Annotated in this window: 19 protein-coding genes; 5 read left to right on the forward strand and 14 right to left on the reverse strand. The window is 52.1% G+C overall.

The features are described from left to right. Positions 1-10 precede the first annotated feature (10 nt). From EDI29_RS06890 to EDI29_RS06900, 3 genes are all read right to left on the reverse strand, one after another. A complete protein-coding gene (locus EDI29_RS06890; protein ID WP_137740291.1) occupies positions 11-1444 on the reverse strand; it encodes an AMP-binding protein in 1434 nt (477 codons plus the stop codon). Beyond that, positions 1441-2559, reverse strand: a complete 1119-nt coding sequence (locus EDI29_RS06895; RefSeq protein ID WP_137740418.1) for a membrane-bound O-acyltransferase family protein — start codon at positions 2557-2559, stop codon at positions 1441-1443. Before EDI29_RS06895 ends, EDI29_RS06890 begins: the two co-directional genes overlap by 4 nt. A gap of 129 nt (positions 2560-2688) precedes the next feature. Next, complete coding sequence (locus tag EDI29_RS06900; protein WP_137740292.1) at positions 2689-3825, reverse strand: D-alanyl-lipoteichoic acid biosynthesis protein DltD; 1137 nt, start codon at positions 3823-3825, stop codon at positions 2689-2691. A 345-nt stretch (positions 3826-4170) separates the two neighbouring features. Here EDI29_RS06900 and EDI29_RS06905 point away from each other — a divergent pair, with 345 nt between their 5' ends. Continuing rightward, a complete protein-coding gene (locus EDI29_RS06905) occupies positions 4171-4371 on the forward strand; it encodes a hypothetical protein (protein WP_137740293.1) in 201 nt (66 codons plus the stop codon). 141 nt (positions 4372-4512) lie between these two features. Here the strand turns inward: EDI29_RS06905 and EDI29_RS06910 are convergent, their stop codons facing one another. Both EDI29_RS06910 and EDI29_RS06915 read right to left on the reverse strand, forming a co-directional pair. Continuing rightward, positions 4513-4899, reverse strand: a complete 387-nt coding sequence (locus tag EDI29_RS06910) for a hypothetical protein (protein WP_137740294.1) — start codon at positions 4897-4899, stop codon at positions 4513-4515. Between the two features lie 160 nt (positions 4900-5059). Further along, positions 5060-5953 (reverse strand): LysR family transcriptional regulator, encoded by an 894-nt coding sequence (locus EDI29_RS06915; protein WP_137740295.1) that lies wholly within the window; start codon positions 5951-5953, stop codon positions 5060-5062. Between the two features lie 305 nt (positions 5954-6258). Between EDI29_RS06915 and EDI29_RS06920 the strand changes: the two genes are divergently transcribed. After that, positions 6259-6660 (forward strand): (R)-mandelonitrile lyase, encoded by a 402-nt coding sequence (locus EDI29_RS06920; protein ID WP_137740296.1) that lies wholly within the window; start codon positions 6259-6261, stop codon positions 6658-6660. Between the two features lie 86 nt (positions 6661-6746). On the opposite strand, the gene EDI29_RS06925 is transcribed toward EDI29_RS06920, so the two are convergent. Beyond that, on the reverse strand, positions 6747-7070 hold the full coding sequence (locus tag EDI29_RS06925) for a PTS lactose/cellobiose transporter subunit IIA (protein WP_137740297.1): 324 nt from the start codon (positions 7068-7070) through the stop codon (positions 6747-6749). 485 nt (positions 7071-7555) lie between these two features. Here EDI29_RS06925 and EDI29_RS06930 point away from each other — a divergent pair, with 485 nt between their 5' ends. The 3 genes from EDI29_RS06930 to EDI29_RS06940 all read left to right on the forward strand — a co-directional run bounded on the left by EDI29_RS06930 (position 7556) and on the right by EDI29_RS06940 (position 11322). After that, entirely contained in the window at positions 7556-8572 is a 1017-nt protein-coding gene (locus EDI29_RS06930) for an iron ABC transporter substrate-binding protein (protein WP_137740298.1), read from the forward strand. Between the two features lie 129 nt (positions 8573-8701). Beyond that, positions 8702-10279, forward strand: coding sequence for an ABC transporter permease (locus EDI29_RS06935; RefSeq protein ID WP_137740299.1), 1578 nt, complete (start codon positions 8702-8704; stop codon positions 10277-10279). Between the two features lie 2 nt (positions 10280-10281). Continuing rightward, a complete protein-coding gene (locus EDI29_RS06940; protein ID WP_137740300.1) occupies positions 10282-11322 on the forward strand; it encodes an ABC transporter ATP-binding protein in 1041 nt (346 codons plus the stop codon). 30 nt (positions 11323-11352) lie between these two features. Here the strand turns inward: EDI29_RS06940 and arnF are convergent, their stop codons facing one another. From arnF to EDI29_RS06980, 8 genes are all read right to left on the reverse strand, one after another. Further along, positions 11353-11745: a 4-amino-4-deoxy-L-arabinose-phosphoundecaprenol flippase subunit ArnF gene (gene arnF, locus EDI29_RS06945; protein WP_137740419.1), complete on the reverse strand. Its 393-nt coding sequence runs from the start codon at positions 11743-11745 to the stop codon at positions 11353-11355. Further along, complete coding sequence (arnE, locus tag EDI29_RS06950; protein WP_137740301.1) at positions 11745-12086, reverse strand: 4-amino-4-deoxy-L-arabinose-phosphoundecaprenol flippase subunit ArnE; 342 nt, start codon at positions 12084-12086, stop codon at positions 11745-11747. Before arnE ends, arnF begins: the two co-directional genes overlap by 1 nt. Further along, positions 12083-13753: a lipid IV(A) 4-amino-4-deoxy-L-arabinosyltransferase gene (arnT, locus tag EDI29_RS06955; RefSeq protein ID WP_137740302.1), complete on the reverse strand. Its 1671-nt coding sequence runs from the start codon at positions 13751-13753 to the stop codon at positions 12083-12085. The genes arnE and arnT overlap by 4 nt, the downstream gene beginning before the upstream one ends. 17 nt (positions 13754-13770) lie before the next feature. After that, positions 13771-14664, reverse strand: a complete 894-nt coding sequence (arnD, locus tag EDI29_RS06960) for a 4-deoxy-4-formamido-L-arabinose-phosphoundecaprenol deformylase (protein ID WP_137740303.1) — start codon at positions 14662-14664, stop codon at positions 13771-13773. Beyond that, positions 14661-16661, reverse strand: a complete 2001-nt coding sequence (gene arnA, locus EDI29_RS06965; RefSeq protein WP_137740304.1) for a bifunctional UDP-4-amino-4-deoxy-L-arabinose formyltransferase/UDP-glucuronic acid oxidase ArnA — start codon at positions 16659-16661, stop codon at positions 14661-14663. The genes arnD and arnA overlap by 4 nt, the downstream gene beginning before the upstream one ends. After that, positions 16658-17641 carry an undecaprenyl-phosphate 4-deoxy-4-formamido-L-arabinose transferase gene (arnC, locus tag EDI29_RS06970; protein ID WP_137740305.1) on the reverse strand — a complete coding sequence of 328 codons (984 nt, stop codon included), beginning with the start codon at positions 17639-17641 and terminating at the stop codon, positions 16658-16660. The genes arnA and arnC overlap by 4 nt, the downstream gene beginning before the upstream one ends. Further along, positions 17634-18782, reverse strand: coding sequence for a UDP-4-amino-4-deoxy-L-arabinose aminotransferase (gene arnB, locus EDI29_RS06975; RefSeq protein ID WP_137740306.1), 1149 nt, complete (start codon positions 18780-18782; stop codon positions 17634-17636). The genes arnC and arnB overlap by 8 nt, the downstream gene beginning before the upstream one ends. A 237-nt stretch (positions 18783-19019) precedes the next feature. After that, positions 19020-20186 (reverse strand): nucleotide sugar dehydrogenase, encoded by a 1167-nt coding sequence (locus EDI29_RS06980; RefSeq protein WP_137740307.1) that lies wholly within the window; start codon positions 20184-20186, stop codon positions 19020-19022. Between the last annotated feature and the right edge of the window lie 328 nt (positions 20187-20514).

Here is a 20514-nt window from a genome sequence, read left to right on the forward strand (position 1 = left end):
CCTAAGAAAATTAAATCGTGCGGGCATGAGTATCCAGCAGTTTACGATCGATTTTGCCGTTAGGATTCAGCGGCAACGCATCTTTTATAATGATTTGGGAAGGCACCATATAGGGTGGAATCACCTTAGAGAGCGAGGTTTTAATCGCTTCTGGTGCTAAGTTCGTCACGCAGAATGCTGCAATACGCAGCACACCACCGCCCGATTTCATCAACGGCAGGACAACCGCTTCGCTGATGTCGGATATCGCCAGCAGGCGGTTTTCAATCTCGTTGATTTCAATACGGTAACCATTGAGTTTGATCTGGCTGTCATTTCGCCCCTGACAGTACAACAACCCGTTCTCATAGCCCAGGTCGCCGGTTCTGTAGCCTCGAAATGCTTCACTTTCCCGATGCAACAATTTCTCCGCGTTCTCCTGTGCGAGCCCAAGGTAGCCACGCATCACGTTTTTCCCCCAGATAATCAACTCACCTTCAGAGGTAATTTCCATTCTGGAGTCCGGCATCATCGCGCCGACGGGCAGCAGATCGTTGTCGCTGTGCAGAATGTCATCGGTGATTTCGATAACGGTGGTAGCCACAGTCGCTTCCGTTGGGCCATAGGAGTTGAGGATTTTGGCGTTAGGGAAGCGTCGACGTAACTGCTTTACCAACGCTTTATTGAGCACTTCGCCAATAAAGACAAAGACGTTAAGTTCAGGTAGATATTCACTGTTGAACTGAGGGGAAAGCAGTTTCTGGTAGGCGAAAGAGGGCGTTGAAACCCAGACGGAAACGCCGTTGTCTTTCAGGCGATCGAGCCAATTTTCTGCTGCAATATCCTCTTTCGCATTCAGGACGATGTGCCCTCCGGTTGCCAGATTCGCCAGTAGCGGGATCAGGGAGAGATCGAAGCTGAACACGGCATGGTTCATCAGCACCGGCACATCTGGCAGCGCAAAGTCCTCACGCACCCATTTCATAAAGTGCCACAGACTTTCACGCCCGATCTGCACCCCTTTCGGTTTCCCGGTGCTGCCGGAGGTGAACATGATATAGGCGAGATCCTGCTCGACCAACGCCTGCCCCACTTCACCCGTCGCAATGAACTGCCTGGTCGCAACATCGTAGTAGTAAGGGGCGTTCGCCAGGTGGCAAATCTCCTTAAGCCTCTCCTGCGGATAAATACAGTCCACCGGGATATACGGAATGTTATGTAGCAGGCAGCTATAGATCGCCACGGCAAACTCTGCCTGCTGATGCCCATATAACACCACTGGCGGACCCGCAGGCTGCCGACATTGCTGATAGCGAGTCGACCAGTCAGTGACAGCGACGGATAGCTGTTGCCAGGTCATCGCTTCATCGCTGCCGCTAATCGCCAACTGAGTTGGGTTAGCGGGCTCGAGTAATGCCGCACGCAGGAAATCTTGCAGTTCCTGAAGTTCTGAGTGAAGGTTCATAGAGGAGACATTCCGCTAAAGATGTAGAGGGAGGCCGCAGCGCTTGTCAGCGTCAGAATTCGACCGATGAACACAATAACCGGGTGATGCAGACAATTATTCAAAACCGGACTACGTTTGGCAGACCACTGCAACATGTTATGAACAACGGAAATGGCACCAAACAGCGCGCCGCTAATAACATAGTGTCGTTCAAGCCCGTTCCATGCCCCCATGCAAAACAGCGTGCAGAAAATGCCAATATTCTGCGCCAGCGTTTTGTTCTGTCGGAAAAAATCGAGCTTCATCAGATTCATATAAATCGGCATAAAGACCACATCCCTCAGCCATTCAGACAGGCTGATGTGGAAGCGTCGCCAGAAATCCTGCGGGTTTTTAGCCAGAATGGGCATATTAAAGTTCTCTGGGATATTCAGGCCAAATAAGCGCCCTGCCCCAATAGCCATATTGCTGTAGCCGGCAAAATCAAAATAGAGATAGGCGCTGTAGGCCAGCGACATCACCACGCCAACGCTTAATGTAAACGGACGATGGCTCCACGACTCAATCACCAGATTATTGATCAGCATGGCGAATAAGAACTTCTGAATAATACCGGTAAATATTTGCTCCATGGCCACTAAAAACTGCTCACGGGTAATGATGAAAACCGGTTTATTAATGTCAGTAAGCCATGTCCGCCAGCGATACATCGGGCCGGCCAGAATAATAAAAGGCATAAACAAATAGCAGAAGTAATGCAGGAAATTCTGGCCATCTTTTTTGCTGCGATAAAGCAGAACATCAATGGCGCGGAAGGTCATAAAAGACAGACCAATCATGCCCCAGTGGTTGTTAAGGTGTAATTTCACTAAAAACAGCGGGAGCAACGTCAGGCTGACCGCCTGCCAGGTTTTTAGCCAACCTTTTTCTTTTAAGGTGACGAGAATATAAAAACTCAGGAAAACCGCCACGGGAACAACGTAATCCCCCTGGAAAATATATCCCCAGCCTAACACCGCCAAGACGGAAAAGGCGGATAAATACGTCAGCCGATAACTGAATACGCGGTTAACCAGCGCAAACAGTAATGCTGATGAAAACAGAAGGAAAAAAAACATTCCGGAGCTGTACATCATTCATCCTTCAGAATTTTTGATATTCAAAATGCACTTTTAAACTCATGCTTTCATCAACAGAGGTCCACGCGACGATGGTTACTGCCAGAAAGAGATAAAGGAAAAAAAGGCGAATGGCGGTTTTCATCATTTAAAACTCTCAGCAATAAATTGATCCATCGCGACCCATGCAGGCTCGGTTGGGTGTAGGCGGTCCCAATTCCAGCCGTTCTGATAAGGCTGCGCATACATATCAAAATAGCGAACCTGATTTTCCTCCAGCATCGATCTGATCTGACTATCGATTGGCTGGAATTTCTCGGAATTCTTAATTGCCCACGGATTGATCGGATCGACAATGACGACAAACTGCACATTGCGCGCTTTTAGCAGTTTGATCGTCGCTGATAAAGCCTCCATTTGCGCAGGAACAATCGGCGCGTCATCCCACTCTTCCCGCGTTTGATCGTCTGCAAAAACAGACTTATCCATCCACAACGTGTCTGCACTTTGCTGGCGAGACTTATTCAGCTCATGAGCCTGAGCCAGTTCGCGCTCCCAGTCAGGAAGCACATGAGTGGCAGGTGGATTCGGCCACGGTTGCGCGGGCTGAGGGACAATACGTAGCATCGCTAACCAGTCGCTTTTTATCAGCTCGCAGAAATTAGCAAATTGATAACTCACTTCCTGCCAGATAATTTGCGGGTCCCAGCCATAGACTTTCATTTGGCCGAAAGTTAGATGGCTTATCTCTTCTTTATCGATATGTTGTAAGTAATTGACCAGAAAGGAACGCGTCTGGTCATCCTTCATCAACGGATTGAAAATAGATGCCGGAAAATTGTTGGCAAAAATTGCCGGCGGAATACCGTCCGAATAAAAGCTATCAGGTGCAAGCAGCAAAACAACTTTACTGTTTGCGTTAAGATTATTTTTAAAACGCGAAAGCAGTAAAAAATGCGTGACGCTATCGATATAACTATCGCCATAGGCCACAACTGGGCGATGCAGTTGGTTATTAAAATAGTTATAGACGGCGTAATGTTCGTCTTCAGAAGTAGAGACTTCGGATGCACCAAGAAAGAAAATCGCATTTCCCTGTAAAGCATGAGAAATAGTCGCTATTTTTTCCCTTTGTTCTTTCTGCGTTCCTTCCATGGTGTTAATCAGCGGTTGAAATGTTAACGCCGGATCAACGCTAGTCGCTAGCGGGTGAGCGCTAAGAAACAGGATGGCGAGAGTCGCCATCAGGATATGTAGACAGAGAGTATTTTTTATTTTCATTATATAAAGTAAGACTACATGATATTTATTGTTTGAAATTTGTGAATTTTTATCTTCACAGTACATCGATCCCTGTATTTTTTGGATTATATACCAGGCTTATCTTCGATGATGAGCGTTGCTGTGTAACGGTATGTACAGTGTTTATGTCCGTCACAATAATCAGGTTGGCGACCAAGCAGGAGAAGGATTCTCAGACATCTCTTCTTGCTTACGTAGCCCGAATATGGGGTAGTAAAGGTTCGCTGGCAGGCGTCTCACCGCCCCAGTTTGAACGTGATGTCAGGGATGATGGCGTTCAAAAACCGTTGAACGCTGACCGACAAAAAGGTTAAAGGAGAGTTTATGAAAAATTATCAGCCCACTATCCATCAGCTATTGATTGCCTCAGTGACGCTGTTAGTTATCGCCTGTTCATCCAATGTGAAAAAATTCCCCACGGATGAAACGCCGGAATGTATGAAGTACCGTTCTATGATGACAGCACCTTTGCCACCAGCGGAAATGATGAGATTAAAAAATCAGTGTGAGCAGTCAAGGCATTAACGCGCAAGGCATTTTCATCAGAGCTTCAGCGACGCTCTAGCCTATTTTTATTGGGCAGAGGGCTTTCCAAACATAGCCCCACTTCCCTAAGAAATAACGCTGAAAAAGTCGCACTTTTTATTACAAAAGGCCACTATTCACTTAATTCTCCACCCGCTCCAATTCACCATAGAATAAATAAGGGCGTTCATTTTCAACCCACTTTGCTTTTTTTATAACACAAATATCTTCTTCTATATAAATATCTAACTGTCTAATTTCCACTGAAAAATCATTGTGTTTATATTTTGGACCGAAGTTATGGTAAGTGATCGAACCTTTTCCATAATAGTCCCCGCTCTCTTCTCGCCATAGTAAGGTTATCTCTGCCTCAAACGGGCCGCTGCCCATTTTCCCTTCCAGATTGGCAATAATCTTTTTTTTCTCAATAACTCCCCACCGCACGGCATCAAGATTCCAGGTCTTGTCACTCACGCCAAACTCACCGGAAAAAACATCTACGGATGTTTTATTGTTATCAAAATACATTTCATCTCCTTGGATATTCAAATTTAGTCGCTCCGCAACCTTCCTCATCAGAAGCACATTTTCTTTCCCCAATTTATCACATCACACGCCGAGAACCATGAAAGCAATCAATAACGGAATTCTGACTTCGTTTCTTAATCAACAGGTTATCTCCGCATTACTAACGCGGATAGCGCAGTGCCTCCACAAACAGTGAAAAGGCAGTGGTATGCTGTTTGCGGCTGGGATAATAAAGATAGTAGCCTGGAAACGGCGGGCACCATTCCGCCAGCACCCGAATCAGGCGTCCGCTGGCGATCTCCTCCTGCACCGAATCTTCCGGCACGTAGGCTACGCCCAGCCCGATTTGCGCGGCATCGATCCGCTGGCGCAGGCTATTCATCGTCAACTGTCCTTCAACACGCACCTTGATTTCTCGTCCGTTTTTTTCAAACTCCCACGCGTAGATGCCGCCCATTGTCGGCAGACGCATGTTAATACAGCGATGCTGCTGTAAATCTTGTGGCGTTTTGGGAGCAGGGTTACGTGCAAAATAGTTCGGGGAACCGACCACCGCCATGCTTATTTCTGGCGCGATACGTACGGCAACCATATCTTTCTCTACCTGTTCCCCCAGACGAATACCCGCATCAAAGCGACCAAGAACAATATCCGTTAAGGCATTATCCACCGTTATTTCGACGTGAATATCGGGATAATTCGCTAAAAATGGCTTTAACACTGGCCATAGTATCGAATCAACGGCATGTTCCCCCGCCGTAATACGAATATTTCCCGCAGGCCGCTCGCGCATATCGCCCAGCGCAACCAATTCACTTTCGATATCCGCGAAACGCGGGCCGAGGCTATGCGCCAGTTTCTCCCCCGCTTCCGTCGGCGCGACGCTGCGCGTGGTACGAGTGAGCAACCGTACACCAAGACGTTCTTCAAGACCGCGAATCGAATGGCTCAGCGCCGACTGGGAAAGCCCAAGTTTCGCCGCTGCTTTAGTAAAACTGCGCTCTCTTGCCACCACAAGGAACGAAATGAGGTCATTAACGTTTTCTTTTAACATCAGCATGTCCAAATAGTGGTGTTACCAATTTTTATCTATTATACAAACTCATGAATGATATCCATGTGAAACCGCCAACAACCCGCCAATTTGCACGAAAAATAAGCAATGGATTGATAATACGCTCCATATTTCTCCACATAATTAATGAATATAATTCATAGCCTCTTTCTGGTTTTACCTGCTGGTGCTCCGCGATAAATCGCAGTAACGTTTTTCACAGCCGCAGTCTTTCATCAACACTGAGTTTTTCAATCACAGCGAATCGTTCAATAGCGGCTACGCTTTCCAGCAAGGAGTAAAAATTGAAAATTACCCGCAGTGGTTCACACCCATCCCAGTCTGGCTCAGACAGCTATTTTTCCGGCAACGTACGCATTGATGCGCCCTTTCAGGGCACCGCACCCGCTCGGGTCGGCGGCGCAACAGTCACCTTTGAACCGGGTGCCCGCACGGCATGGCATACCCATCCGCTCGGTCAAACGCTGATTGTCACGCAGGGGCGGGGCTGGCTTCAAGAATGGGGTGGCGACATTCAGGAAATCAACCAGGGTGATATCGTCTGGATACCTGAAGGCGTAAAACACTGGCATGGCGCGACGGCGCAAACTGCCATGACGCATATTGCCATTGCCGAATCGCTCAACGGCAGCCCGGTCGACTGGCTGGAAAAAGTCAGTGACGAGCAATACGGGAACAGGAAGTAGCGACGAGATAAAAGTAGCGAGGGGGATAAACAGCAAAGCCACTCAGCGTGAAACTGAGTGGCTTTTCCGTTTGCTTCGTGATGTGACTAGCGCATGTGCATATTAACGCCTGAGACCTCTTTCCTAAGTTCAATAATCTCTTCAGCCAATTCACGGCACAACATCGCATTCATCAGGTGATCCTGTGCGTGCACCACGATGAGTTCAAGATGGGCTTTTTCCTTACTCTGGTGGCCAATAAATCCAGTTTGGATCAACTGTGCTCGGTTCAGCGCTACCGCCGCCATTTTTAATAGTTCATCGACGTGTTCCCACTCGCCTCGGCGGGCGGATCTGAGTGCTTCCATTGCGCAGGAACGTGTTTCGCCAGATTTAACAATAAGCTCAATCATCCGCGTTTCTACATCCATTATCCCATCCCCCGAATATCAGTTGCTGTGTCACTTTTTTGTCGGTCAATTAGCCCTACATTGCAGACAAGCGCACGTGACACCGAAGAGATACGGTGCATTTATTGTATCGCTACTCACAGCCTGCATAGTAAATATAGACGATGAATCAAGATTTGTTTCTGTAAATCATGATGTTATATCTCATATTCGATGAAATAAATTTCACAGTGCCACCAACCTGTTTTTACGAGGTAGTTTTATCCCCTTTCACACCGCGACACCTGCTGAAATAAAGTGATGACCGAAATATCACATTCATCGAAACCTTAATTTAACCTTAAGAAAGCGAAATAATAATAACTATCATTATTATTATCGATATGTAGAATCCATTTTCGACTGCCGCTACATCCCTGCCTGTGTCACTAAAATAATGCGATACGAGGGAGTCAATGTCGGACAGCAATATTCAAACATAACGGGTATTGATAAGGGTAAATACTATGAAGCTTGGTTTTGGATTACTGAGTTCTGCCGTTTTATTAGCTTCCGGCCTGACTCTCAGCGCATCGGCAAATGCAGCAGAAAACGATGAAGGGATTGTGATTTACAATGCCCAACATGAAAACCTCGTGAAATCCTGGGTTGACGGTTTCACGAAGGAAACCGGCATCAAGGTAACGCTGCGTAATGGCAGCGACACCGAATTGGGCAACCAACTGGTACAGGAAGGGAAATCGTCCCCCGCCGACGTGTTTCTGACCGAAAACTCACCGTCAATGGTGCTGGTCGATAATGCCGATCTTTTTGCTCCGTTGGATAAAGCGACCCTTGCGCAGGTAGCACCTGACTATCGTCCGTCCCACGGCCGCTGGATCGGGATTGCCGCACGCTCCACCGTCTTTGTCTACAATCCGACCAAATTTACCGACGCTCAACTGCCGAAATCCTTAGCCGATCTGGCGAAGCCAGAATGGAAAGGCCGCTGGGCAGCGTCGCCATCGGGTGCGGATTTTCAGGCCATCGTCAGCGCTTATCTAGAGCTGAAAGGCGAAAAAGCCACGCAAGAGTGGTTGAAAGGCATGAAGGAGAACTTCACTGCCTACAAGGGTAATAGCACGGTAATGAAAGCCGTGAACGCAGGTCAGATTGATAGCGGTGTGATCTATCACTATTACCGTTTTGTCGATCAGGCTAAAACCGGCGAAAACAGTAGCAACACGAAGCTGTACTACTTCAAGCATAAAGATCCGGGCGCGTTCGTCAGTATTTCCGGTGGCGGCGTACTGGCATCCAGCAAACACGCAAAAGACGCTCAGGCCTTTATCAAATGGATCACAGGCAAATCCGGTCAGGAAATCTTACGTACCAACAATGCGTTTGAATATGCCGTTGGCGTCAACGCGGCTTCAAATGACAAACTGGTTCCGCTGAAGGATCTGGATGCGCCGAAAGTTGATGCTGCCAAGCTCAACAGTAAGAAAGTCGTGGATCTGATGACACAGGCTGGCTTGCTGTAATGGATAGATTGTAATACGTAAATGGTAGTGATAGCGCCTTCGTCAGGGCGTTTAGCCCTGACGAATCATCCCGCTCAACACGATTTTACCGTCTAAGAATATCGTCCTGACGAGGCAGCTACAGGCAGTATGACAAACGTTAGCTACAGCAAAACTATCACGTTTCCCGCATCCTCTCCGCCATTACGCAAACCTGTCGCGTTGCTTACGATCGTCGCGTTGGTGTTATCCCTGTTGGGCTTCGTCCCACTGGGCTTTGTGATTGGCGTCAGCATTGATACCGGTTGGGAAACGGCGCGCGCCCTGCTTTTTCGCCCGCGCGTCGGTGAACTCCTGACAAATACGGTGCTGCTGGTTGTCCTGACGCTGCCGATTTGCACGGTGCTGGGCGTGCTGCTGGCCTGGCTGACAGAGCGTACAACCCTGCCTGCCCGACGCCTGTGGTCACTGCTACTCACCGCGCCGCTGGCAATACCCGCATTCGTACAAAGTTACGCCTGGATCAGCGCTGCGCCCGGTCTGCATGGCCTGCCGGCTGGCGTGTTTTTATCCGTCGTCGCCTATTTACCGTTTCTGTATTTACCCTGCGCCGCAACGCTGCGACGCCTTAACCCGGCGCTGGAAGATGTCGCATCTACGCTGGGCGTCCCTCCCGTGACCGTATTTTTCCGCGTGGTGCTGCCGCAGCTAAAGCTGGCCATTGGCGGCGGGCTGCTGCTGATTGCGCTGCATCTGCTGGCGGAGTATGGCCTGTTTGCCATGATCCGCTTCGATACCTTTACCACCGCGATTTTCGATCAGTTTCAGTCAACGTTTAATGGCCCTGCGGCCAACATGCTAGCTGGCGTGCTGGCGTTGCTGTGTCTATTTCTGCTGTGTGCGGATGCCCGCGTGCGCGGCGTCACGCGCTATGCACACGTTGGCTCTGGCGCGCCGCAGGTTGTCACACCGGTACGCTTGTCGCCACTTTCTCTCTCGCTGGCTCTGCTGTTACTGACAGCACTGGTGCTGCTGACGCTCGGCGTACCTTTTATTACGCTGTTCCGCTGGCTAGGTTTTGGCGGTTGGGAAGTGTGGCAACGCCGCGAACTGCTTGATGCCTTTAGCCAAACTATGACGCTGGCGCTGAGCGGGGCCGCCCTGACAACGCTCGCCGCGATCCCAATGGCCTGGCTAACCATTCGCCACCCCAATCGCCTGTATCGGTTTCTAGAAGGGTGTAATTACATCACCAGTTCTTTGCCAGGGATCGTCGTCGCACTGGCGCTGGTGACCACCACCATTCACGTCATCAGGCCACTCTATCAGACCGAATTCACCGTGCTGTTAGCTTATCTGCTGATGTTCATGCCACGGGCGCTGGTTAATCTACGCGCGGGTATCGCACAGGCACCAGTAGAGTTGGAACAGGTTGCAGCCAGCCTAGGGCGTTCGCCATTGCAGACGTTAATGACCGTGACCATTCGGCTGGCGGCGCCCGGCGTTGCAACCGGAGCAACGCTCGTCTTTCTGGCAATCGTCAATGAACTGACCGCCACGCTGCTGCTGGCCCCCAACGGCACCCGCACGCTGGCGACGGGCTTTTGGGCGCTCACCAGTGAGATCGATTATCCCGCAGCGGCACCCTACGCACTTATTCTGGTCCTACTGTCGCTGCCGTGGACCTGGTTTCTCTACACGCAATCACAAAAAATGGCGGGGCTGTAATCATGTTGGAACTTCATCGCGTCAGTAAAAGCTTTAACGGGCGCACCGTGCTGTCTGATATTCATCTGACGCTAGAAAACAGCCGCCGCACGGCGATTGTCGGCCCGTCCGGTTCGGGGAAAACCACGCTGCTGCGCCTGATTGCCGGGTTTGAAAAACCGGATACCGGCGTCATCACGCTAAACGGACAGACGCTCTGCGATAACGGGCTGTCCGTTCCTGCCCATCAGCGCGGAATCGGCTACGTCCCGCAGGACGGCGCGCTGTTCCCGCATCTCTGCATCGCAGACAACATCGCCTTTGGGCTAAAAGGCACGAAGGCGGAAAAACAAAAGCGTGTGGATGAGCTGATGGCGCTGGTTTCCCTTCCGGCGCATTTGAAGAAGCACTCGCCGCATGAGATTTCCGGCGGTCAGCAGCAGCGTGTCGCACTGGCGCGCGCGCTGGCACAGCGCCCTGCATTGATGCTGCTGGATGAACCGTTTTCCGCGCTGGATACTGGCCTGCGTGCCGCCACCCGTAAAGCGGTGATGGATGTCTTGCAGCAGGCTAACGTAGCATCGATTCTGGTGACACACGATCAGGGAGAGGCGCTATCTTTTGCCGATCGGGTCGTCGTGATGCGCGACGGCCAGCTGTCGCAATCGGGTTCGCCGTGGACGCTCTACCACCGCCCCAACAGCGAGGACATCGCCACCTTCCTCGGTGAAACACTGATTCTTGATGCGCAGATTGACGGCGATCAGGCTAATTGCCTGCTTGGGTGCATCGCAGTGGAGCGCTCAAGGGCGAACGGTCGGGCAAGAATTATGCTCAGGCCGGAGCAGATAATGATTCAGGATACCGGAATAACGAGCACGGCACACATTCGCGCCACCATCCGCAACGTCGAGTTTTCCGGCTTTGTCTCTACGCTGACGCTCTGCATCCACAACGCAGAAGCCGATGTCATTGAACTAAAAACCGTCAGTCATGCCGCTTTCACCGTCGGTCAACAGGTTAGCCTCAGCGTGAACGGTGCGGCACACGTTTTCAGTCAATAATCGTCCTCACGGGCGGTAAACACAGGCAGTTTATTTCGCCGCCTGCGCGTTACGACTCACCAGCCAGACGCCCAGCAGAATAATCAAGACGCCGAGGTTTTTACGCAGGCTCATCGCTTCATTCAGCCACGGCAGGAAAACCGCCGCCAGATAAACCACCGCGTAGCTCAGGCTAATCAGCGGATAGGCGCGGCTTAGCGGCAGATAGCGCAGCACCATGAACCAGCACACCATCGACAGCCCGTAGCAGATCACCCCGACCAGCACCGCAACCGCAGGCCAGCCCGCCACCAACGAGCTGAGCGACGGCCAGTGTGCGAAGGAAATGCTCGGCAGCGCCAGCATGCCGCTTTTCATTAACACCTGCGCGGTGCTGGCGAGCACAATGCTGATAATCGCCCAGATATAGCCTCTTTTCGCCATCATCCCCCCTGCATCAGATAGATACCGATGACAATCAGCGCAATGCCCCACCAGTGGTGTCTGTCCACACGCTCGCCAAACCCGTAGTGCGCCAGCAGCGTGACCAGTACAAAATTGATACTCAGCAGCGGATACGCCACACCGAGCGGGAGATGCTGCAACACCACAAGCCACAGCAGCAGCCCGATGCCGAGCAGCAAGGCCGCCACCATCAGCCATCCCAGCGTCACGCGCTGGCGTCGATGCGTCGGCAAACGCCGCCAGCACTCTGCCGCCTGTTTCTGGCACAGTTGCCCTAAACTGGTCAGCAGGCAGACAATGGCAACCAATAGATAACTCATGGCGCTACCTGCTTATAAAACAGCAGTACGTAACGGTGCGACTTTCTCAACTGATCGGGCACAGGCAGATTGCGATACTCGTCATCGCTGTCCCGGTCGATCTTCAGCATCAGCGCGACATTTCCGCTACGCCGTTTCTCGGCAAGCCAAGTTGGAAAAGCGCCCTCATCGACAAAGCGGTCAGCGGAATCTGCATAGTGCAGCCCATAGTTCAGCTCGCCCCGCGCCTTAAATAAGGTGATATCGCTACGCTTTAATTCCCACGCCAGTCCGGCGGCCAGCCCCACCTCGTCGCTCAGCACATAGCGGCTGTCTTGCAGCAACGGCTGATGGCTACGAATAAAGGTTTGAGGATTCTTTGAATCCACCACGCTCGCCGGAATACTCCCGCCAACGAGCAGCGCCAGAAATAGCGGACAGCCCGCGACCAGATAGCCCCACGCCCGCTGCTTTTTCAGGCTGACAGCGGCAAAGGCCACCCAGCCGATAAAACAGACGACACCCGAGACAATGGTCAGCCCTTCTCCCGACTGATAGAAATGCGGCACGATGATGCCGAGGCCCAGCGCCGCAACGGCGAGCGCCAGCACGCTGCCGAAGGCAATATTGAGCCAGCTATTGATGCGCAATACGCGTTCGCGTATTGCGGGTGCCAGCCCGGAAATCCACGCCGCCATCAGCAGCGCCAGCGGTGCAAAGCACGGCAGAATATAAGTCAGCAGCTTACCTTTGGCGATGCTGAAAAACAGCAGCGGCATCACCATCCAGCACAACAGGAGGAACCGCTCCGGGTTCGTCTTCCGTTTCGTCCAGCCGCTGCACAACGCGCCCGGCAGCAGCGCCAGCCAGGGGAACGTCCCGAGAATCAAAACGGGCAGGTAATACCAGAACGGCGCTTTATGCTGCGCATCATCTTCTGCAAAACGCTGGATATGCTCAATCCAAAAGAAGTAATGCCAGTAATCGGCTTCTCGCGCATGCACCGCCAGCGCCCACGGCGCACTCAGCAATACCGCAACGACAATCGCCAGCGGCCCAAACAGCAGCAATTCCTTAATCCGCTTTTGCGCCAGCGCCACCGGCAGCACGCTGATCACCGGTAAAGCCAGCGCCAGAAAGCCTTTGGTCATGAATCCCATGCCGCAGGCCAGTCCCATCAGCCCCCAGGCCATAAGCCGCTCACGTGTCAGCGTGGCACGCTGAATCAGAATGTGGCTGAACAGCGCCGCCGTCATCCAGAGCGTCACCATCGGATCGAGCACGCTGTACGTGCCGATACCATACACGAGCAGCGATGTCAGATAGATCGTCGTCGCCAGCAGCGCGGTACGCTGGTTTTTCCACAGCAGCATCGCCAGCCAGAACACCAGCAGCGCGCTCAACCCGGTAGAAAATACCGAGGCAAAACGCACGGAAAAATTGGTATGACCTAATAACCACTGACTGAGGTTATTCAGCCAGTAGCCCGCAACGGGTTTCTCAAAATAGCGAACCCCCAACAAATGCGGCACGATCCAATCGCCACGCTGAAGCATCTCGCGGCTGATTTCGGCATAGCGCGTTTCGTCCGGCGACCACAGCCAACGACCGTTAAGCGGTAACAGGTAGAGCAAAGCAAATAGCACCAATATCATGGTGCTTTTCAGCCTTATCATGCCTTTTTCCATGTTATCTCCTGCTTTATTTATTCTTCCGTTTGCACACCAAGCCACCCTTCCCGCCCGGGAAACGGCGCGCGTTCAATCCGCCCGACGGGCAACGTGGCTCGGTCATCAGGCAGCAATGAGGAAAGTGGACAAAATTCGATGTGCTGCTGACGGGCGCGAAGCAGCAACTGACGGAACAGCGCCAGCTTCGCGCCACCTTCAACCTCCGCATGGATGGTGTAGACCGGCACACCGCGATCCTGCTGGATCGCCTCAAGAATAAAGTCATTAAATTCGCCGTCACTCACGCGCTCGCCGATGACTTCATCGTAGGTCGGCAATGTGACAGGAATCTGCACAGTACCTAGCTCACCATTTTTCAGGCGTGGTCGGAAAGGTCGGGTGCCGCGGCAGTCGCTGTTATAATCCAGATTCCAGCGCTGCTTCATCTCTACAACACGCGAATCAGCTCGCCAGCCCGCCACAGCGGAGCAGCGCACGGGTGATGGCAGCATCGGCGTCAGCGCGTCCATTCCTTCACGGAACTGCGCCGCTAATTGCGCCTCCGACCAGCGGGCGACATTCGCCTGCCAGCCATGATGATCCCAGGCGTGTAGCCCCACCTCATGCCCGGCGTCGTGCGTCTGGCGGATTAACGCGCCAAACCGTGCGCCGATATGACGCCCCGGCCACGCCGTACCGGCCAGCAAGATATCCCAGCCGTAGAGCGAGGCCGCGTTGGAGCGCAGCATCTTCCATAAAAAGCGTGGACGCAGCAGACGCCACAGGTGGCGCCCCATGTTGTCCGGCCCGACGCTAAAAAAGACACTCGCCTGAATATCGAACTCCGCCAGCACATCCAGCAACGCAGGCACGCCGTCCCGCGTACCGCGCCAGGTATCGACATCTATCCGCAGGCCAACGCGCGTCATCCCTGCGCATCCGTGATATCAGCAGCGTGTTGGGACTCAACGGTACGCAGAAAATAGTCCAGCGTTTCCGCGACGGTTTGTTCCATCTTCACCGTGGGTTCCCATGCCAGCAGGCGTTTGGCGTTGCGAATGCTTGGCGTGCGGTGCGCCACATCCTGATAGCCTTTGCCGTAATAGCTGCTGCTTTCCACATCAATAAATCCGGCGAACGGCGGGAAGCGATCGCGCAGCGGGTGCGCATTAAAGCTGGTCAGCAGCATTTCGCCCAGTTCGCGGATACTGGCTTCATTATGCGGATTGCCGATGTTGATGATCTGGCTGTCACACTGGCCGTTACGGTTTTCAATGATACGGAACAGCGCCTCAATACCATCATGAATGTCGGTAAAGCAGCGTTTCTGCTCCCCGCCATCCACCAGCTTGATTGGCGATCCTTCCACCAAATTGAGGATCAACTGAGTAATGGCGCGAGAACTGCCGATGCGTGCCGCATCCAGCGTATCCAGACGCGGCCCCATCCAGTTAAACGGACGGAACAGCGTGAAGCGCAGGCCGTTTTTCGCGCCGTAGGCCCAGATCACCCGATCCAGCAGTTGCTTGGACACGGAATAAATCCAGCGCTGCTTGTTGATCGGCCCGACAATCAAACGTGAAGTATCTTCATCAAATTCTTTATCATCACACATGCCGTACACTTCTGAGGTGGACGGGAAAACGATGCGTTTGTTGTAGCGCACGCAGTCGCGCACGATTTTCAGGTTCTCTTCAAAGTCCAATTCAAACACGCGCAGCGGATTACGGGTGTATTCAATCGGCGTGGCAATCGCCACCAGCGGCAGAATGACATCGCATTTCTTGATGTGGTATTCGATCCATTCGTTATGGATGCTGATATCGCCTTCCACAAAATGGAAACGCGGATCGCCAAGAAAACGGGCGATGGCATCCGAGCTGATATCCAGCCCGTAGATCTCATAGCGATCGTCACGCAGCAGGCGCTCGGTCAGGTGGTTACCGATAAAACCGTTCACACCGAGGATCAACACACGCGTGCGGCGTCGTTGCACTCGGCTGGCGAGGTTGCCCAGCCGCGCCTGCGGCACCATGCCCATTTCCGCCGCCAGTCGGCTACCCGACATGTACAGCCCGGCTTCACTCTGTCCGCTGACGATCTCAAGTGCGTCTTCACCGCAGGACACCACCAGCGGTGACGTCGAGATAATCGCGCCCGGCTCACCACCGATCTTGTCCTTTACAATACGAGCGCGCCAAATCGTCACGTTGCGCTCGCCGAGAAACGTAAATGCTCCCGGATACGGCTCCGTCACCGCGCGGATCAGGTTGTTAATCTCACGGGCGCTTTTTTGCCAGTCGATCAGCCCATCTGCCGCCGTGCGGCGTCCGAAATAGCTGGCTCGACTTTCATCCTGCGGCGTCAGCGTAATCTCACGCGAGCGGATCAGCGGTAACTGCTGTGCCAGTAACGCGGCAGCGGCGGTACGACATTTTCCATGTAGCGTCAGCGCGGTGTCTTCCTCGTCAATCGCCACCACGGATTGTGCGACGATATCGCCCGCATCGGCGCGAGAAACCATCTTGTGCAGCGTTACGCCCGTTTGCGTTTCACCGTTCACCAGCACCCAATTCACTGGTGCTCGCCCACGGTAGCGCGGCAGCAGTGAGCCATGCAGATTGAATGCGCCAAACGACGGTAGCTGGAGAATGTCATCGCTTAATAACGTGCGGTAATAGAAGGAAAAAATAACATCCGGTGCCAGCTCTCGAATGCGGTTCACCCAAAGTGGGTGATTCACGTCTTCCGGTGCAAACACCGGCACATCCATCTCAGCTGCCGCTTTCGCCACTGATGCATAAAAGTGATTCTCACCCGGTGCATCACTGTGCGTGAATACCGCCTGAATCTCGTAGCCTGCAAGCCTCAACGCTTCAAGACCAACACAGCCGATATCATGGTAGGCAAATACGATCGCTTTCATTCTTCTTCATCCCGTAAGCTGGTGGTCAGTGGCGTTGCCGCGCTCACCGTTTTTTGCACAAAATAGCGTGGCCGAGCACGCACATCGGTATAGATACGACCGATGTATTCCCCCAATAGCCCCATCCCGACGAACTGCGCGCCGATAAACATGAACAGCACGGCAAACAGCGTGAACACGCCTTCAGCCGCCCACTCCGCGCCAAAAAACAGCCGCAGACCAATCAACAGCAGCGCCAGCAGGAACCCCGACAGCGCAACGACGCTGCCAATCAGGCTGAGTATGCGCAGCGGCGTCGTGGTCAGGCAGGTCAGCAGGTCGTACATCAGGTTAATTAGCTTGAGAAAGCTGTATTTGGACGTGCCGAACTCGCGCTCGGCGTGCAACACGTCGATCTCGATAGTTTTGCGCGCGAAGGTATTGGCAAGAATAGGAATAAAGGTGCTACGTTCGTGACAGCGCAGCATCGCGCTGACGATATGGCGACGGTAGGCACGCAACATGCAGCCGTAATCTGCCATCGATTTTCCGGTTGAACGTCGGATCATCATATTGATGGTTTTCGAGGCCAGTTTGCGAAACAGCGAATCCTTCCGGTTTGCCCGCACAGTGCCGACCACGTCATAGCCTTGCGACGCGAACTCCACCAGCCGCGGGATTTCCTCCGGCGGGTTCTGCAAATCAGCATCCAGCGTGATCACCACATCGCCCACCGCCTGCTGGAATCCGGCCATGATGGCCGAATGCTGGCCATAGTTGCGGTTCAACAGCACAGCGATGATGTGCTTTTCCGGGTCGCTCGCCGCCTCAGTCAACAGTTCTGCCGAGCGGTCGCTGCTGCCGTCATCAACCAGAATAATTTCCCAGGGTTTACCGATCTGCCGACAGGCCGCCAGCGTGCGTTCAATTAGCGCCGGCAGGCTCTCTTCTTCGTTATAAACGGGGATCACAACAGAAACATTGTTGATGTCATCAATCACGAACAGACTCCAGAATCGAGGTTAGCGCCGCGACGACGCGATCGACATCGCTATCTAGCATGTCGGGGAACAGCGGCAGCGTCATCAGCGACGCCGAATTCCACTCCGTTGCCGGCAGGTGCAAGTAAGGGTAACGTTCACGGTAGTATTTCTGCGTATGCACCGCCCTGAAATGCAGCCCGGTGCCAATGCCGCGTAACTGCAATGCCGCCATCAAATCATCGCGCGATATGCCGCATTGCGTTTCATCCACCCGCACCATAAACAGATGCCAGGCGTGCAGATGAGGATAGTCAGGAACGGCCAGCGGCAGGAGTGGCAGCGAGCGCAACTGGGTAAGATAGCGCGCCGCAAGCTGCTGACGGCGGGCGTTGATCGCCGGGAGTTTATCCAGTTGAACCAGCGCAATCGCCGCATTGATATCCGCCAGATTGTATTTAAGCCCCGGCGTCACCACTTCAGCCTGCGGTTTGCGCCCCTGCCGTTGCCTGTCGAACGCATCCACGCCCAGCCCATGAAACTTCAGGCTGCGTAGTCGTTCGGCGAGCGCCTCGTTGTCCGTCACCACCATGCCGCCTTCCGCACAGGTGATATTTTTAATCGCGTGAAACGAGAAAATGGCAGTGCCACGCGCGCCGATCCATTCATCACGATATTGCGTACCGACGGCATGCGCCGCATCCTCAATCAGCGGGATGTCGTAGCGTTCACTGATCGCACGCAGCGCATCCAGATCGGCAGGCGCACCGGCATAATGCACGGGAATAATCGCTTTAGTTTTTGGCGTAATAGCAGCTTCAATGTCCTGTGGTCGCACCATCAGCGTATGCCGATCCACATCGACCATCACCGGTTCCGCGCCCAAGAGCGTGATGATGTTGACGGTTGAAACCCAGGTTTGGGATGGCGTAATCACCTCGTCGCCGGGGCCGACACCGAGCGCCATCAGCGTGACGTGCATACCGCCCGTCGCCGAACTGACCGCTATCGCCTGTCGGCACCCTATTCGCTGGCAAAACGCCTGCTCTAATTGCTGACATTTCGGCCCCGTGGTTATCCAGCCGGATCGTAATACTTCTGCCACGGCAGCAATTTCCTCTTCGCCCATGTTCGGGCGGGAAAAAGGCAAAAAATCCGTCATAACGTCTTCCCAAAATAAATAATGGCGAGAAATCATCATTCAGCAGTCTAAATAATGAAGCCTTAAGCCAACCTTAATTTATTACGACAGCCATAAAACCATAGATAAATGGCACCACATGACATAGCGCAAACACATCTCGTACTCAAAGAGATATAATTAATTACAATGTATAAATGAACTTTTCGCTAATAGCCGAATAACAAAAACATCAGAATCTTGGTTTACGACAAAAACTCAATCCTCACCGAATAAATCTCGCGTATAAACCTTCCCCATCACATTTTTTAATTCATCGGCGTAACGATTGGTAATAATAATGTCACACTGATTTTTGAAACTATCGAGTTGATGAACGACAGGGAAATCGAGAAAATGATCATCATCAATACCCGGTTCATAAATCACAACATTGATTCCTTTCGCTTTTATCCTTTTCATAATGCCCTGAATGGAGGAAAAGCGAAAATTGTCCGACCCCGCCTTCATGATAAGGCGATAGACGCCAACGGTTTTAGGGTGGCGGCGGATAATCGTGTCGGCAATGAAATCTTTCCGCGTATGGTTAGCGTCCACAATAGCCTTGATCAGATTATTCGGCACGGTACGATAATTAGCCAGAAGTTGCCGGGTATCTTTCGGTAAGCAGTAACCGCCGTAGCCAAAAGAGGGGTTGTTGTAGTAATCGCCAATGCGAGGATCGAGACACACCCCTTCAATAATCTGCCGGGTGTTCAACCCCAACGATTCGGCATAGCTGTCCAACTCATTGAAGTAGGCCACCCGCATTGCCAGGAAGGTATTCGCAAATAGTTTTATCGCTTCGGCCTCTGTCGGGTCGGTAAAGAGCACGCGGATATCTTTTTTTAATGCACACTTTATCAATAGGTTAGCGAAGAATCTTGCCCTTTCCGACCGTTCCCCCACCACAATCCGTGACGGGTAAAGATTGTCATGCAGCGCCTTTCCTTCACGTAAAAACTCCGGCGAAAAAATGACATTATCCGTATCCAACTGTTGACTGATTTTCTCTGTAAAGCCAACAGGCACCGTCGATTTAATCACCATAATCGCCTGCGGATTAATCGCCAGTACGTCACGAATGACCGCCTCTACCGATGAGGTATTGAAATAGTTGGTTTGCGGATCGTAATCCGTCGGCGTAGCGATAATCACGAACTGCGCATCGGTATACGCTTCATGTTTATCCAGCGTAGCCGAGAAATTGAGCGTTTCATGTTGTAAAAAACGCTCAATTTCAGCGTCATTAATCGGCGATTTTCGTTGATTTAACAGCGCCACTTTTTCAGTCACAATATCCAACGCTACAACCTGATGCCGTTGTGCTAATAATAATCCATTCGATAAACCGACATATCCCGTTCCGCTAATGGCTATTTTCATGAAGGGCTCTTTATTTCATTAGTGGCTAAAAAAACCTATTTCGCCGCAGTATCTTTCTTCTGTTTACATCTGAATAGAGGTGTAACATGTCAATTTATTTCGTGTTTCTCTCCCACGATACGTCGCCATCATTCACAAATGCACACTTTCCTTATCCGTCGATAACGTCAGAAACACAAGAGCCTTATCATTAGCAATCCCAGTTAAACGCCAATTAAACATAGCGTATTTAATGATAAATAAAGATCCCCTTACGCCTTGTGACATGTCTTAATCATTAGCGTGAAAACAAATTTTCATGAGATTGTGTAACACAACGTTATTTATC

Source organism: Pectobacterium polonicum, assembly GCF_005497185.1.
Taxonomy (GTDB): domain Bacteria; phylum Pseudomonadota; class Gammaproteobacteria; order Enterobacterales; family Enterobacteriaceae; genus Pectobacterium; species Pectobacterium polonicum.

Coding starts and splice junctions, on each gene's coding strand:
- EDI29_RS06900 (WP_137740292.1), bottom strand. CDS start 3,825: ATGAAAATAAAAAATACTCTCTGTCTACATATCCTGATGGCGACTCTC.
- EDI29_RS06910 (WP_137740294.1), bottom strand. CDS start 4,899: ATGTATTTTGATAACAATAAAACATCCGTAGATGTTTTTTCCGGTGAG.
- arnT (WP_137740302.1), bottom strand. CDS start 13,753: ATGGAAAAAGGCATGATAAGGCTGAAAAGCACCATGATATTGGTGCTA.
- EDI29_RS06930 (WP_137740298.1), top strand. CDS start 7,556: ATGAAGCTTGGTTTTGGATTACTGAGTTCTGCCGTTTTATTAGCTTCC.
- arnE (WP_137740301.1), bottom strand. CDS start 12,086: ATGAGTTATCTATTGGTTGCCATTGTCTGCCTGCTGACCAGTTTAGGG.
- arnB (WP_137740306.1), bottom strand. CDS start 18,782: ATGACGGATTTTTTGCCTTTTTCCCGCCCGAACATGGGCGAAGAGGAA.
- EDI29_RS06915 (WP_137740295.1), bottom strand. CDS start 5,953: ATGTTAAAAGAAAACGTTAATGACCTCATTTCGTTCCTTGTGGTGGCA.
- EDI29_RS06895 (WP_137740418.1), bottom strand. CDS start 2,559: ATGTACAGCTCCGGAATGTTTTTTTTCCTTCTGTTTTCATCAGCATTA.
- arnA (WP_137740304.1), bottom strand. CDS start 16,661: ATGAAAGCGATCGTATTTGCCTACCATGATATCGGCTGTGTTGGTCTT.
- arnD (WP_137740303.1), bottom strand. CDS start 14,664: ATGACGCGCGTTGGCCTGCGGATAGATGTCGATACCTGGCGCGGTACG.
- EDI29_RS06905 (WP_137740293.1), top strand. CDS start 4,171: ATGAAAAATTATCAGCCCACTATCCATCAGCTATTGATTGCCTCAGTG.
- EDI29_RS06935 (WP_137740299.1), top strand. CDS start 8,702: ATGACAAACGTTAGCTACAGCAAAACTATCACGTTTCCCGCATCCTCT.
- EDI29_RS06980 (WP_137740307.1), bottom strand. CDS start 20,186: ATGAAAATAGCCATTAGCGGAACGGGATATGTCGGTTTATCGAATGGA.
- EDI29_RS06940 (WP_137740300.1), top strand. CDS start 10,282: ATGTTGGAACTTCATCGCGTCAGTAAAAGCTTTAACGGGCGCACCGTG.
- EDI29_RS06890 (WP_137740291.1), bottom strand. CDS start 1,444: ATGAACCTTCACTCAGAACTTCAGGAACTGCAAGATTTCCTGCGTGCG.
- EDI29_RS06925 (WP_137740297.1), bottom strand. CDS start 7,070: ATGGATGTAGAAACGCGGATGATTGAGCTTATTGTTAAATCTGGCGAA.
- arnF (WP_137740419.1), bottom strand. CDS start 11,745: ATGGCGAAAAGAGGCTATATCTGGGCGATTATCAGCATTGTGCTCGCC.